The sequence below is a fragment of the Micromonospora lutea genome, assembly GCF_016863535.1.
Classification (GTDB): domain Bacteria; phylum Actinomycetota; class Actinomycetes; order Mycobacteriales; family Micromonosporaceae; genus Micromonospora; species Micromonospora lutea.
Genome location: NZ_BOPB01000007.1, coordinates 96,559 through 109,391 on the forward strand (window position 1 = coordinate 96,559; position 12,833 = coordinate 109,391).

Annotated in this window: 11 protein-coding genes and 1 pseudogene; 9 read left to right on the forward strand and 3 right to left on the reverse strand. The window is 71.4% G+C overall.

What is annotated here, in order from left to right; all coding sequences use genetic code 11:
* The 5 genes and pseudogenes from Vlu01_RS07220 (at position 1) to Vlu01_RS07240 (ending at position 5,657) form a co-directional block, all read left to right on the forward strand.
* Positions 1 to 1,569, forward strand: a complete 1,569-nt coding sequence (locus Vlu01_RS07220) for an amidohydrolase (protein WP_203995700.1) — start codon at positions 1 to 3, stop codon at positions 1,567 to 1,569.
* Positions 1,566 to 3,122: pseudogene (gene kamD / locus Vlu01_RS07225) on the forward strand (lysine 5,6-aminomutase subunit alpha); the annotation flags it as partial. The gene Vlu01_RS07220 and the pseudogene kamD, both read left to right, overlap by 4 nt.
* Before the next feature lie 62 nt (positions 3,123 to 3,184).
* A complete protein-coding gene (gene kamE, locus Vlu01_RS07230; RefSeq protein ID WP_203995704.1) occupies positions 3,185 to 3,940 on the forward strand; it encodes a lysine 5,6-aminomutase subunit beta in 756 nt (251 codons plus the stop codon).
* Positions 3,937 to 4,329, forward strand: a complete 393-nt coding sequence (gene kal, locus Vlu01_RS07235; RefSeq protein WP_203995705.1) for a 3-aminobutyryl-CoA ammonia lyase — start codon at positions 3,937 to 3,939, stop codon at positions 4,327 to 4,329. Before kamE ends, kal begins: the two co-directional genes overlap by 4 nt.
* Positions 4,326 to 5,657 carry a glutamate mutase L gene (locus tag Vlu01_RS07240; RefSeq protein ID WP_203995706.1) on the forward strand — a complete coding sequence of 444 codons (1,332 nt, stop codon included), beginning with the start codon at positions 4,326 to 4,328 and terminating at the stop codon, positions 5,655 to 5,657. The genes kal and Vlu01_RS07240 overlap by 4 nt, the downstream gene beginning before the upstream one ends.
* A gap of 451 nt (positions 5,658 to 6,108) precedes the next feature.
* Here the strand turns inward: Vlu01_RS07240 and Vlu01_RS07245 are convergent, their stop codons facing one another.
* The gene (locus Vlu01_RS07245) at positions 6,109 to 6,693 is read right to left on the reverse strand and encodes a helix-turn-helix domain-containing protein (protein WP_203995713.1); all 585 of its coding nucleotides are present in this window, start codon (positions 6,691 to 6,693) and stop codon (positions 6,109 to 6,111) included.
* Positions 6,694 to 6,765: 72 nt separating this feature from the next.
* Here Vlu01_RS07245 and Vlu01_RS07250 point away from each other — a divergent pair, with 72 nt between their 5' ends.
* The 4 genes from Vlu01_RS07250 to Vlu01_RS07265 all read left to right on the forward strand — a co-directional run bounded on the left by Vlu01_RS07250 (position 6,766) and on the right by Vlu01_RS07265 (position 11,487).
* Positions 6,766 to 8,346: a bifunctional NAD(P)/FAD-dependent oxidoreductase/class I SAM-dependent methyltransferase gene (locus tag Vlu01_RS07250; RefSeq protein ID WP_203995715.1), complete on the forward strand. Its 1,581-nt coding sequence runs from the start codon at positions 6,766 to 6,768 to the stop codon at positions 8,344 to 8,346.
* A 60-nt stretch (positions 8,347 to 8,406) separates the two neighbouring features.
* Complete coding sequence (lnt, locus tag Vlu01_RS07255; protein ID WP_239095771.1) at positions 8,407 to 10,032, forward strand: apolipoprotein N-acyltransferase; 1,626 nt, start codon at positions 8,407 to 8,409, stop codon at positions 10,030 to 10,032.
* A gap of 14 nt (positions 10,033 to 10,046) precedes the next feature.
* Positions 10,047 to 10,853: a polyprenol monophosphomannose synthase gene (locus Vlu01_RS07260; RefSeq protein WP_203995717.1), complete on the forward strand. Its 807-nt coding sequence runs from the start codon at positions 10,047 to 10,049 to the stop codon at positions 10,851 to 10,853.
* Positions 10,854 to 10,947: 94 nt separating this feature from the next.
* Positions 10,948 to 11,487, forward strand: a complete 540-nt coding sequence (locus Vlu01_RS07265) for an FxsA family protein (RefSeq protein WP_203995719.1) — start codon at positions 10,948 to 10,950, stop codon at positions 11,485 to 11,487.
* A gap of 67 nt (positions 11,488 to 11,554) precedes the next feature.
* Here the strand turns inward: Vlu01_RS07265 and Vlu01_RS07270 are convergent, their stop codons facing one another.
* Positions 11,555 to 11,896, reverse strand: a complete 342-nt coding sequence (locus tag Vlu01_RS07270) for an RNA polymerase-binding protein RbpA (RefSeq protein WP_046564157.1) — start codon at positions 11,894 to 11,896, stop codon at positions 11,555 to 11,557.
* Between the two features lie 290 nt (positions 11,897 to 12,186).
* Positions 12,187 to 12,780: a pyridoxamine 5'-phosphate oxidase family protein gene (locus Vlu01_RS07275; RefSeq protein ID WP_203995721.1), complete on the reverse strand. Its 594-nt coding sequence runs from the start codon at positions 12,778 to 12,780 to the stop codon at positions 12,187 to 12,189.
* Positions 12,781 to 12,833: the final 53 nt, after the last annotated feature.

Below are 12,833 nucleotides of genomic sequence, written 5' to 3' on the forward strand. Positions count from 1 at the left end.
ATGACGAACAACCCCTCGACGTTGTATCGCGCTGGTGTGTTGCACTGCCCGGCGGATCCGTCCGCGACGGCGTTGCTGGTGCGTGACGGGCGGATCGCCTGGTTGGGTTCGGATGCCGACGCCCCGTCTGCGGACCGGGTGGTGGATCTGGACGGCGCGTTGGTGACGCCGGCTTTCGTGGACGCGCATGTGCATGTCAGCGACACGGGTTTGGTGTTGTCCGGGCTGGATCTGTCCGGGGTGCGGTCGGCTGGCGAGTTGTTGGACGCGGTGTCGGCGTACGCGGCGGGTCTGCCGGCGGACGCGGTGGTGCTGGGGCACGGGTGGGACGAGTCGACGTGGTCGGTGGCGCAGCCGCCGTCGGCTGGGCAGTTGGGGCGGGCGGCCGGTGGTCGGCGGGTGTATCTGTCGCAGGCGTCGATCCATTCGGCGTTGGTGTCGTCGGCGTTGCTGGTGGCGTGTCCGGAGGCGGCAGGGGCGCCGGGGTACGACGAGTCGGGTTGGTTGCGTCGGGACGCTCATCATGTGGTGCGGGCGGTGGCGCGGGCGTCGGTGACGCGGGCGCAGCGGGTGGCGGCGCAGCGGGTGGCGTTGGGGTACGCGGCGTCGGTGGGGATCGCGGCGGTGCACGAGTGTGGTGGGCCGGAGATTTCCGATGAGGAGGACTTCACCGGTCTGTTGGCGATCTCTGGTGCGGGGGTGCCGGAGGTGTACGGGTACTGGGGTGAGTTGGGTGGGGCGGCTCGGGCTCGGGAGCTTGGTGCGGTCGGTGCTGGTGGTGATCTGTTCGCTGATGGTGCGTTGGGTTCGCGGACGGCGCATCTGTCGCAGCCGTACGTCGATGGTGAGGGGTGTGGTCACGGTTATCTGACCGCGGATCAGGTTCGTGATCATTTGTTGGATTGTGCGGCGCATGGGTTGCAGGGTGGGTTCCATGCGATCGGTGACGCGGCGGTGTCGACGGTGTTGGAGGGTTTCGCGGCGGCGGCGCGGCGGGTGGGCACGGATCGGTTGCGGGCGGCGCGGCATCGGGTGGAGCACGCGGAGATCGTGGATCGGCGGTTGATCGCCGGGTTCGTGGAGTTCGGGGTGGTGGCGTCGATGCAGCCGGCGTTCGACCGGTTGTGGGGTGGCGCGGGCCGGATGTACGAGACGCGGTTGGGGTTGGCGCGGTCGTTGGCGTCGAATCCGATGGGTGCGATGCACGGGGTCGGGGTGGCGTTGGCGTTTGGTTCGGATTCGCCGGTGACGCCGTTGGATCCGTGGGGTTCGGTGCGGGCGGCGGTGGCGCATCACAATCCGGTGCAGCGGATGAGTGTGCGGGCGGCGTTCGCGGCGCACACGCGGGGTGGGTGGCGGGCGGTGCATCTGGATCGCGAGGGGGTTCTCGCGTTGGGTGCGCCGGCGACGTTCGCGGTGTGGTCGACGCCGGCTGGGGTGGAGCGGGGGTTGCCGGTGTTGCAGGCCGAGGATCCGGAGGCGCGGGGTGCGGATGATCCGACGCCGTTGCCGGTGTGTCGGCGCACGGTGTTGCGCGGCGAGGTGATCTATGAGGAAGGGTCGGCGTGACTGGGAAGCTTGACCTGGATCCGGTGCTGGTGGCGCGGGCGCGGGAGTTGGCGCGGCGGGCCGGGCGTCCGGTGGTGGAGTTGGCGCGTAGCCACACGACGGTGTCGGTGGAGCGGGCGGTGCTGCGGCTGGCCGGGGTGACCGGGGCGGATCCGGACGGTATCCCGTGGGTGAACCGGCTGGTCGACGCGGTGGTCGCGGACGTGGGGTTGGGGCACGGGGTGGCGGTGCCGGTGTTCGACGCGCTGGCGCGGGAGCAGATCACGGACGTGACGTTGCTGGCGCAGAAGGCGGCGGCGGGTTCGGTGCGGTTCGTGGTGCCGTCGGGGCGGGCGGGGACGGCGGCGCGGCGGGCGGCCCGTAAGGCGGTGGCTGCGGGGATCCGGCGGATGGATCGGCGGCGGGCGGAGCGGGACCGGCTGGTCAAGCGGTTCGGGGATCCGCCGCGGCGGCCGTGGATCTATTTGATCGTGGCGACGGGGGATATTTACGAGGACATTCCGCAGGCGCAGGCGGCGGCGCGGGCTGGGGCGGATGTGATCGCGGTGATTCGGTCGACGGGTCAGTCGTTGTTGGATTACGTGCCGGAGGGTGCGACGCGGGAGGGGTTCGCTGGTACGTACGCGACGCAGGAGAACTTCCGGTTGATGCGGGCGGCGTTGGATGTGTCGTCGAAGGAGTTGGGTCGGTATGTGCGGCTGACGAACTACGCGTCGGGGTTGTGCATGCCGGAGATGGCGACGTTGGCGGGTCTGGAGCGTCTGGACATGATGCTCAACGATTCGATGTACGGGATTTTGTTCCGGGACATCAATCCGGTGCGGACGTTTGTGGATCAGAGGTTCTCGCGGCAGGTGCACGCGCGGGCGGGGATCATCATCAACACTGGTGAGGACAACTATCTGACCACTGCGGACGCGGTGGATGAGGCGCACACGGTGACGGTGTCGCAGTTGCTCAACGAGTATTTCGCGCATGAGGCGGGGTTGGCGGACTGGCAGTTGGGTCTGGGGCACGCTTTTGAGATCAACCCGGATGTGCCGGAGTCGTTGCGGTTGGAGTTGGCGCACGCGTTGTTGGCGCGGGAGTTGTTTCCGGATGCGCCGTTGAAGTGGATGCCGCCGACGAAGCACATGACCGGGGACGTGTTCCGGGGGAATCTGCTGGATGGTTTCTTCAATCTGGTGGGTGCGCTGACCGGGCAGGGGATTCTGCTGGTGGGGATGATGACGGAGGCGGTGGTGACGCCGTGGTTGTCGGATCGGGACATCGCTTTGCAGAACGTGCGGTACGTGTTGGGTGCGGCTGGTGGGTTGGCTGAGGATTTCCGTCCGGCGTCGGGTGGGTTCATTCAGCAGCGGGCGAACCGGGTGTTGGGTGAGGCGGTGGATCTGCTGGAGCGGATCGGGGATGAGTCGTTGTTGACGGCGATCGCCGAGGGCACGTTCGGGATCATGAAGCGGCCGGCTGATCGGGGTAAGGGTCTCGACGGGGTGGCGCGGCACGAGGCGGATTACTACAACCCGGCGTCGGAGATTCTGGAGCAGCCGGGGGAGCGTGGAGTGCGCGAGCGCAGCGAGGGGGTCCCGCAGTCGCGGTCCGAGGGGGTTCGGCCGTGAGCGGCGGCAGTGTCGTGCGGCCGTACGGGGACACCACTGGTGACGGCATGGTGCAGGTGTCGTTCACGTTGCCGGTGCCGCATGACAAGCGGGCCGAGGGTGCGGCGGTGCAGTTGGCGAACAAGATGGGTGTCGATCCGGCGTTGTTGGTGCACGCGAAGCCGGTCGGTGACGGGTTCACCTTTTTCGTGGTGTACGGGCGGGTGAACCATCTGGTGGACCTGTCGGCGGTGCGGGTGGTGGAGCGGGATTTTCCGTTGCTCAGTGCCAAGGAGGTCAACGCGGTCGTCAAGCGGCGGTTGCGGCGGAAGTTGTCGGTGGTGGGGGCGTGTATCGGTACGGACGCGCACACGGTGGGCATCGACGCGATTCTCAATGTGAAGGGCATCGCGGGGGAGAAGGGCCTGGAGTATTACCGGGAGTTGTCGGTGACGAATCTGGGTGCGCAGGTGAGTGTGCCGGAGTTGGTGGAGGCGGCGCGGGTGGCGCGGGCTGATGCGGTGTTGGTGTCGCAGGTGGTGACGCAGCGGGACGCGCATCTGCACAACACGCGGGAGATGTCGGCGGCGTTCCGGGAGGCGATGCCGGCGGGGCGACGGCCGTTGTTGATCGTGGGTGGGCCGCGGTTCGACGAGTCGCAGGCCGCCGAGCTGGGGGTGGATCGGATCTTCGGGCGGGGGACGACTCCGGGTGAGGTGGCGTCCTACCTGGTGCACGCGTTGATCACGGGCAGGGAGGCGAAGGTGGCATGACTGAGCGGCGGTTGGGTGTGACGGTGACGCATCGGCGGTATGTGCCGTACGCGCACGCGCACTACGCGGGCAATCTCGTCGACGGGGCGTACGCGTTGGGGCTGTTCGGGGATGTGGCCACCGAGGTGTGTATCCGTACCGACGGGGACGAGGGGTTGTTCGCGTCGTATTCGGATGTGCAGTTCAGGGCGCCGATGAAGGCTGGTGACGTGCTGGAGGTGGTGGCGACGGTGACCCGGGTGGGTTCCCGCAGCCGCACCATCGACTTTGAGGCGCGGGTGGTGTGCCGGGGTCGGCCGGATCGGGGCGGGTCGGCGGCGGAGGTGTTGGCGGAGCCGTTGGTGGCGGTGACGGCGACGGGCACGGTGGTCGTGCCCGCTGCGGCGTGAACGTCGCGGTCTGCGCCGACGTCGGTTCGACGTACACGAAGGTCGCGGTGGTCGACCTCGACGGTGGTGGGTTGGTGTCGGCGGCGGCGGCGCCGACCACGGTGGGTTCGGATGTGTTGTACGGGCTGGACGCGGCGGTGGGGGTGGCCTGTGCCGGGCTCGGGTCGACTGCGGTGCCGTGGTTCGTGTGTTCGTCGGCGGGGGGTGGGTTGCGGCTGGCGGTGATCGGCTACGAGCCGTTGGTGACGGCGCAGGCGGGGCGGCGGGTGGGCCTGTCGGCGGGGGCGGACGTGGTGCATGTGGCGGCGGGACGGCTGGGGCGGGCGGAGTTGACGGCGTTGCGGGCGGCCCGCCCGGACGTGGTGTTGCTGGTGGGTGGCACCGACGGCGGGGACGCGGAGACCCTGACGCACAACGCGACGCGGTTGGCGCGGGCCCGCTGGCGGGTGCCGGTGGTGTTGGCGGGCAACGTGGACGTGCGTGACGACCTGCACGGGCTGTTGGCGGGGGCGGGTGTGCCGGTGACGGTGGCTGACAACGTGTTGCCGCGTATCGGGGTGCTGGCGCCGGGGTCGGCGCGGGCGGCGATCCGGCAGGTGTTCCTGCGGCACGTCATCGGTGGCAAGGGGTTGTCGCGGGGGGGCCGGTTCGCCCGGCTGGTGCGGGCGGCGACACCGGACGCGGTGCTGTCGGGGGTGGAGGTGCTCGCCGAGGTCGCCGGTGGTGACCTGGTGGTGGTCGATGTGGGTGGTGCCACCACGGACGTGTACTCGGTGCTCACTCCGGACGAGCGGGCCAGTGGGCCGGGCCGGGAGGTGGCCGGTGAGCTGTGGCGGGCTCGCACGGTGGAGGGGGACCTGGGTGTGCGGTGGAGCGCACCCGGGGTGGTGCGGGCGGCTGTCGAGGAACGTCTCGTCGCGGTGGGGGACGGTGACGGGTTGGCGGCGGACGCGGCGGTGCGGGCCGCCGATCCTGGGTTTCTGCCGGTCGATGCCGCCGGGCGGGCTGTTGATGCGCGGTTCGCGGCGTTGGCGGCGACGGTGGCGTTGCGTCGGCATGCGCGTGGGGTGGGCACCGGTGAGCGGGCGGGTCGGGATCTGCGGGACGTGCGGCTGCTGGTCGGTTCCGGTGGGGTGCTGCGGTACGCCCCGGACAACGACGCGGCCGGGGTGTTGGATGCGGTGTTGACCGACCATGCCGGTGGGTGGGCGTTGCCGAGGGCGGCGCGGCCGGTGGTGGACACGGACTATGTGCTGGCTGCGGCCGGGTTGCTGGCCGAGGAGCATCGGGTGGCGGCGCGGGGGTTGCTGCGGCCGTTGCTGGGTTGAGCAGGGTGGATGGTTGCTGGTGTGTGTGGTCGGCTGGGGCGCGTCGTCGGAGCGTCGGCGGCCCGACACGCCGGGGCGGGGCGACGACTCGTCGGGGGTGGGTTGACAAGCACGGGGGTGCGCCACGTACCGTCTTTGAGTCCTACCACGGGAAGCGGCTGTTGTTCGCTTCGTCCCTTCGTCCGCTGGCCGAGCGACACGGTGCACGTTCAGTCGCGGCGGCCAGGTCCAGCGGGCGGGGGTCGGCGGGGCGGCGCGAACCGGCCGCGATTACCGGTGTACGGGCAGGGTGGGGTGCACGGCCAGTAGACAACGGCCAGGCGAGGACAGCCAGTCATCGTCCGGTCGGTCCGAAGGTCGGCGTGTCCTATTCCGCCGCACCGGCCGGGAGGGGCCTGGGAGCATCGGGGCGCGGCGTATGCCGCGCCCCGACTTCGTGGGGCCGGTGGTGTCAGGCGCCGCTGGTGGGGCGGGCTCGTACGTGGAGGCGTTCGCCCTGCGGGCCGAACAGGTTGAGCACTTCGGTGGGTGTGGGGCCGGGGTTGGTGACGCAGTGCGGCACCCGGGTGTCGAACTCGGCGACCTCGCCGGGGGCGAGAAGCAGGTCGTGTTCGCCGAGGCGCAGCCGCAGCTGGCCGGAGAGCACGTACAGCCACTCGTAGCCCTCGTGGGACTTCGGTTGCGGGTCGGCGGGGGTGTGTGGGGGCAGGATCTGTTTGAACGCCTGCAGGCCACCGGGGCGCCGGGTCAGCGGCAGGAATGTCATGCCGTGCCGGACGATGGGTCGGGGGCGTACCCGGGGGTCGCCGACGGCGGGCGCGCCGACCAGTTCGTCCAGGGGCACCTGGTGGGCGCGGGCCAGGGGCAGCAGGAGTTCCAGGGTGGGGCGGCGCTGTCCGGATTCGAGCCGGGACAGGGTGCTCACCGAGATGCCGGTGGTGTCGGCGAGTTCGTTCAGGGTGGTGCCGCGTTGTTTGCGTAGTGTGCGCAGTCGGGGTCCGACCGCTGCCAGCACCGCCGCCTCCTCATTTGCCATAACAGCAAGATTACTTGTCAGCCTGGCGATGGTGGTTGCACGGTGGGAAGCATCACCGACGAGGGGACGGACATGGGCGACAGATTCGACGTGGTGGTGGTCGGCGGTGGGGCCGCCGGGTTGGCCGGGGCGTTGGCGTTGGCGCGGGCCCGACGCAGGGTGCTGGTGGTGGACGCGGGGGAGCCGCGTAACGCTCCGGCCGCCGGGGTGCACAACTATCTCGGGCGGGAGGGCATGCCGCCGGGGGAGTTGCTGGCGGTGGGTCGCGCGGAGGTGACCGCGTACGGCGGGCGGTTCGTTTCCGGGCGGGTCGACGCGGTCACCCGCGACGACCAGGGTTTCGTGGTCACGATCGACGGGGAGCGGGTGGTGTCCGCCCGCCGGTTGCTGGTCACCACGGGGCTGGTCGACGAGTTGCCCGAGGTGCCCGGGTTGACCGAGCGGTGGGGGCGCGACGTGCTGCACTGCCCGTACTGCCACGGCTGGGAGGTCCGGGACCGGCGGATCGGGGTGCTGGCCGCCGGGCCGTTGGCCGTGCACGCGGCGAAGCTGTGGCGGCAGTGGAGCCCGCAGGTGCGGGTGCTGCTCAACGGGGGCCCGCCGCCGGGGCCGCAGGAGGCCGAGCAGTTGGCGGCGCGGGGTGTGGCGGTGCTGTCCGAGCCGGTCGTGGCCGTGGAGAGCGTCGAGGACCGGCTGGTCGGGGTGCGGTTGGCCTCCGGGGAACTGGTGGAACTCGACGCGGTGGTGGTGCCGGTGCGGATGACGGCCCGTTCGGCGCTGCTGGAGTCGCTCGGATTGGAGCCGGTGGATGTGGAGCACGCCGGTCAGGTCGTCGGGCGGCAGATTCCGGCCGACGCCACCGGCGCGACCGCCGTGCCGGGGGTGTGGGTGGCCGGCAACGTGGCCGAGGTGTCCGCCCAGGTGATCCGCGCGGCGGCAGCGGGCATGACCGCCGCCGGGATGATCAACATGGATCTGGTGGAGGAGGACACCCGCGACGCGGTGGCCGAGCATCGGCGGCAACGGGAGGCCATGTTCACCGAGGCGGCGTGGGAGGAGCGCTACCGGTCCAAGCCGGCGGTGTGGAGCGGCCGACCCAACCCGCAGTTGGTCACCGAGGTGAGTGAGTGGGCTCCCGGCCGGGCGTTGGACGTGGGCAGCGGTGAGGGCGCCGACGCGGTGTGGCTGGCCGAGCGCGGCTGGCAGGTCCACGCGGTGGACATCTCCACCGTCGCGTTGGCCCGGGCCGCCGACCACGCGCAGGCGGTCGGCGCCGAGGTGGCCGCCCGCATCGAGTGGATCCACGCCGACCTGTCGCGGTGGTCGCCGACGCCGGGCGCCTACGACCTGGTGTCGGCGCAGTTCATGCAGCTGCCGCCGCCGCAGCGGTGGGAGGTCTTCGGTCGGCTGGCTGAGGCGGTCGCTCCCGATGGCCGGCTGTTGATCGTCGGACACCACCCGACGGATCTGCGTACCGCGGGTCACCGCATGCACTTCCCGGAGATGATGTACACCGCCGAGCAGGTCGCCGCGGAGCTGGACCCGACGCGCTTCGAGGTGCTGACCACGGCGACCCGTCCCCGGACGGTGGCCGGTGCGGACGGGCGTGACGTCGTGCACCACGACGCCGTGCTGCTGGCCCGCCGCCGCTGACGATCACGGTGGCCGGGTAGCCTTCGGCGCGTGATCGCGTCCGACCCGCCCGTGACGACCGTGGACCGTGCCGCCGGGGCCGGCCCGCCGCCCGTGCCGGTGGCGGCGGGCCCGGTGCGCCTGCCGGCGGCTGTCGCCATGGCGGTGGCCGCCGGGCTGGCGTTGCTGCTGGCTTTCCCGCCGTACGGGTGGTGGCCGTTGGCGCCGGTCGGGGTGGCCCTGCTGGCCGCCGCGACCCACCGGCGGCGGCTGCGTGCCGGCGCCGGTCTGGGCTTCCTGACCGGTCTGACCCTGTTCGCGCCGTTGCTGGCCTGGACGAACCTGCACACCGGCTACCTGCCGTGGGTGCTGCTGTCGTTGTTGCAGGCCGGCTACCTGGCGGTGCTGGGGCTGGCCTCGGCGTGGGTGTCGCCGCTGGCCGACCGGTTCCCGGCGGTCTGGCCGGCGTTGACCGGTGTGCTGTGGGTGGGGCAGGAGGCGCTGCGCGACCGGACGCCGTTCGGTGGGTTCCCGTGGGGGCGGCTGGCGTTCGGTCAGGACGATTCGCCGCTGCTGCGGTTGGCCGCGGTGGGCGGTGCGCCGCTGGTGACGTTCGCGGTGGGATTGGCCGGTGGGTTGCTGGTGGCCGGGGCCTGGTGGACGGTAGGGGCCCGTCGAGCCACCGGTGGTGCGCGGTGGTGGGTGCCCGCGTCCGGGTGCGCCGCGGCGGTGTTGCTGCTGTTCGCCGGTGGGCTGGTGGTGCCGGTGGCCACGACCCGCGACGCGGCGAGCGTGACGGTGGCGATCGTGCAGGGCAATGTGCCGCGGCTCGGGTTGGACTTCAACGCGCAGCGGCAGGCCGTGCTCGACAATCACGTCGAGGCCACCATCGGCCTGGCCGGCGAGGTCAGCGCCGGGATCCGGCCCCGACCGGATCTGGTGGTGTGGCCGGAGAACTCCAGTGACATCGACCCGCTGCGCAACGCCTCGGCCGGGGCCCGGATCTCGGCCGCCGCGGACGCGGTGGGGGTGCCGATCCTGGTCGGTGCCGTGTTGTCCGGGCCGGAGCAGGGGCAGGTGCGTAACGCGGGACTGCTGTGGCGTCCGGGTAGCGGACCGGACCTGGAGCAGCTGTACATCAAGCGTCATCCGGTGCCGTTCGCCGAGTACGTGCCGTTGCGCCGGATCGCCCGCATGGTCAGTGACCAGGTCGATCGGGTCCGCGCCGACTTCGTGGCCGGCACCGAGCCGGGGGTGGTGGACAGCGGCCCGGTGGTGCTCGGGGACGTGATCTGCTTCGAGGTCGCCTACGACGGGTTGGTCCGCGACACCGTCGTCGGTGGGGCGCAGCTGCTGGTGGTGCAGACCAACAACGCCACCTTCGACGAGGCGGAGGCACGTCAGCAGCTGGCCATGGTGCGGCTGCGGGCCGTCGAGCATGGGCGTGCCGCGTTGATGGCCTCCACGGTCGGGGTGTCCGGGTTCGTTTCCCCGGACGGGCGGGTAAGCGACGCCACCGGGTTCAATACCCGTGCGGTCGTGGTACGGCAGCTACGGCTGACCGAGGGACGCACGCTGGCCACCCGGGTCGGGGTGCTGCCGGAGGTCGTGCTGGCCGGGCTGGCGGTGGCCGCGCTGGCCGGCGCGGCGGTGCTGCGACGCCGGCGGGACGGCCGATCCGCACAGGTGGCCGCCCATCCGGGGTGAAGGGGGCAGCGGTGATGCGCGGAACCGACATCCGTCCGGTGATGACCGGGGTGCCCGGCGTGGGTCGGGTGCTGGTGGTCATCCCCACCTACAACGAGGCCGACAATGTCACCGCGATCGTGCGGCGGGTTCGGCAGGCCGCGCCGCAGGTGGAGATTCTCGTCGCCGACGACAACAGTCCCGACGGCACGGGTGTGATCGCCGAGGGCATCGCCCGCAGCGATCAGCGGGTGCATGTGCTGCACCGGGAAGGCAAGCAGGGACTCGGCGCGGCGTACCTGGCGGGGTTCGCGTGGGCGCGGGGGCGTGACTTCGACGCGGTGGTGGAGATGGACGCCGACGGTTCACACGCCCCGGAGGATCTGCCGGCGTTGCTGGCGGCGGCCCGGGACGCCGACGTGGTGATCGGATCGCGGTGGACCCGGGGTGCCCGGGTGGTCAACTGGCCACTGCGGCGGCTGCTGCTGTCGCGGTGCGGCAACCTGTATGCGCGACTGGCGCTGGGTATGCCGGTCGCGGACGCCACCGGCGGCTACCGGGTCTACCGGGCCGGTGTGCTGGACGCGCTGGACCTGGATTCGGTGTGCTCGCAGGGATACTCGTTCCAGGTGGAGCTGTCCCGGCTGGCCCATCGGGCGGGAGCGCGGATCGTGGAGGTGCCGATCACGTTCGCCGAACGGGAACGTGGCGCCAGCAAGATGAGTCCGCTGATCGTCGTCGAGGCGTTGTGGCGCATCACCGGGTGGGCGGTACGCGACCGGCGTACGGCGGTGCGGCGGGGGTTGCGCGCGGCCACGGCCGGGCAGGCACGGTGGCCTTGAGCGGCGGCGTGTCATGCTGGACGGACGGGACGGCTGCGCCGCCGGGCGGGGCCGAGACGCAGACGACGAGGCGCCGTGAGGCGGATGGGGTGATATGCGCCGAACACTGAGGTTCGTACCGTTGGCTCTGCTGGTGTCCGTGGCCGTGGAGATCGCCGTTTTCGTTCTGGTCGGCCGGGCGCTCGGGTTCGGTGCGGCGATGCTGCTGGTGTTCGCGGTCTCGCTGCTGGGCCTGGTGCTGCTGCGCCGGGAGGGCGTGCGGGCGTGGCGGGGTTTCCGGGAGGCGGCACAGTCGGGTCGGCCGCCCGGTCGGCAGGTGACCGACGGGCTGGTGGGGTTGCTCGGGGCGCTGCTGCTGGCGAGCCCCGGGCTGGTCAGCGGCCTGGTCGGGTTGCTGTTGCTGGTGCCGCCGGTGCGACGGTTGGTCCGTGGTGGGGTGCAGCGGGCCGCGGAGCGTCGGGTGTCGTCGATGACGGCCGGTGACCTGTTCGGGCCCCGTCGGGTCCGGGTGTACCGGGGTGGGCCGCAGCAGCCGGCGCAGGCTGCGCCGCAGGCCACGCCATCACAGACGCCCACCTCCCCCGCAGCGGTCGAAGGGCAGGCCATCGAGGGCGAGATCGTGGAGCCGCGTTAGCGGACGCACAAACGGTGCCCCCGGGAGATTTCCCGGGGGCACCGTTTGTCGTAGCGCGTCAGGTGGGTCAGGCACGACCGCGACGGGTGCGGACCTCCTGCAGCCGCTCGGCGAGGATGTCCTCCAGTTCGGCGATCGACCGCCGCTCCAGCAGCATGTCCCAGTGGGTACGCGGCGGCTTGGCCTTCTTCTGCTCCGGCTCACTGCCATCGACGAGCCGGGCCACGCTGCCGTCGAACTTGCACTCCCAGGTGGTCGGGACTTCGGCGTCGACGGCGAACGGCACCTCGAACTGGTGTCCCTTGGCGCACAGGTACTCGCGGGTCTGCCGCGGCGCGAGCTCCGTGTTGCGGTCGGATTCGTAGCTGACTGCGCCCAGCCGGCTACCGCGCAGCATACGCTCGCCCATGATCGACTTCCCCTCTTCGGTGGTGCAGGTCCTATCGGTGTAACGGTCCGTCTCCGCCGGGCCATTCCCACGGCCACGCCTCGACGCCCGCAGACCCGGGTGCGCAGTCAAGGGTAACCAACCATGGCGTACGCCCGGCGGGGTTGCCCAGCCGGGTCGTCTCGGCGGACCGCCGCCGCCAGCGGGAATGGTAGCCGGCCCGGACGGTGTCGCGGGGACGCGGTGGGTGACGCGCCGGGCGGTACCCGTTGGTGTCGCAGCGCGGTCAGCCGGCTTGTGTCGCGGCCCGGTCAGCCCGTTGCTGGTGTCGGCGGCAACGGCAACGGTAGCCCGGGCAGGCCGTCGATGCTGGTGACGATGTCGTCCTTGCCGGCGAAGTAGGCGTCCAGCGACGTGTCGTCCTCCCGGGCGAAACGGCGGGCGTGCAGGTCCCGATCGGCGTCGTAGGCCATCAGCGGCACCGCGTACCCGCAGGTGTCGCGGATCAGCCGGGCGCGCACCACGATGATCGCCCGTAGGCCGTGCTGGGTGGTGTCGATGTCGGCGAAGCGCGCGAGCAGGTCGGGAAAGCGGGGGTCGTCACGGAACACCGGCTCGCCCCGGCCGTGCACCCGCACGATGTTGGGCGGGCCGGTGAAAGCGCACCACATCAGGGTGATCCGGCCGTTCTCCCGCAGGTGGGCGATGGTCTCCGCGTTGCTGCCGGCGAAGTCCAGATAGGCCACCGTCTGCTCGTCGAGCACCACTAGGCAGCCGCGCAGGCCCTTGGGGGAGAGGTTGATAGTGCCGTCGCCGGCCAGTGGCGCGGTCGCGGTGAAGAACATCGGCTGCGCCTCGATGAATTCCCGCACCCGCCCCTCAATGCGCTCATACGTCCTACCCATACCCCCATCCTCACCCACCCGCGCAACCGATCATGCAGTTGTGGCAGTCGACT

Bases quoted from the DNA above. Each gene is read 5' to 3' on its own strand.
- Vlu01_RS07275 (WP_203995721.1), bottom strand. From the start codon at position 12,780: ATGGGTAGGACGTATGAGCGCATTGAGGGGCGGGTGCGGGAATTCATC.
- Vlu01_RS07220 (WP_203995700.1), top strand. From the start codon at position 1: ATGACGAACAACCCCTCGACGTTGTATCGCGCTGGTGTGTTGCACTGC.
- Vlu01_RS07270 (WP_046564157.1), bottom strand. From the start codon at position 11,896: ATGGGCGAGCGTATGCTGCGCGGTAGCCGGCTGGGCGCAGTCAGCTAC.
- Vlu01_RS07245 (WP_203995713.1), bottom strand. From the start codon at position 6,693: ATGGCAAATGAGGAGGCGGCGGTGCTGGCAGCGGTCGGACCCCGACTG.
- Vlu01_RS07250 (WP_203995715.1), top strand. From the start codon at position 6,766: ATGGGCGACAGATTCGACGTGGTGGTGGTCGGCGGTGGGGCCGCCGGG.
- Vlu01_RS07265 (WP_203995719.1), top strand. From the start codon at position 10,948: ATGCGCCGAACACTGAGGTTCGTACCGTTGGCTCTGCTGGTGTCCGTG.
- kal (WP_203995705.1), top strand. From the start codon at position 3,937: ATGACTGAGCGGCGGTTGGGTGTGACGGTGACGCATCGGCGGTATGTG.
- Vlu01_RS07260 (WP_203995717.1), top strand. From the start codon at position 10,047: ATGCGCGGAACCGACATCCGTCCGGTGATGACCGGGGTGCCCGGCGTG.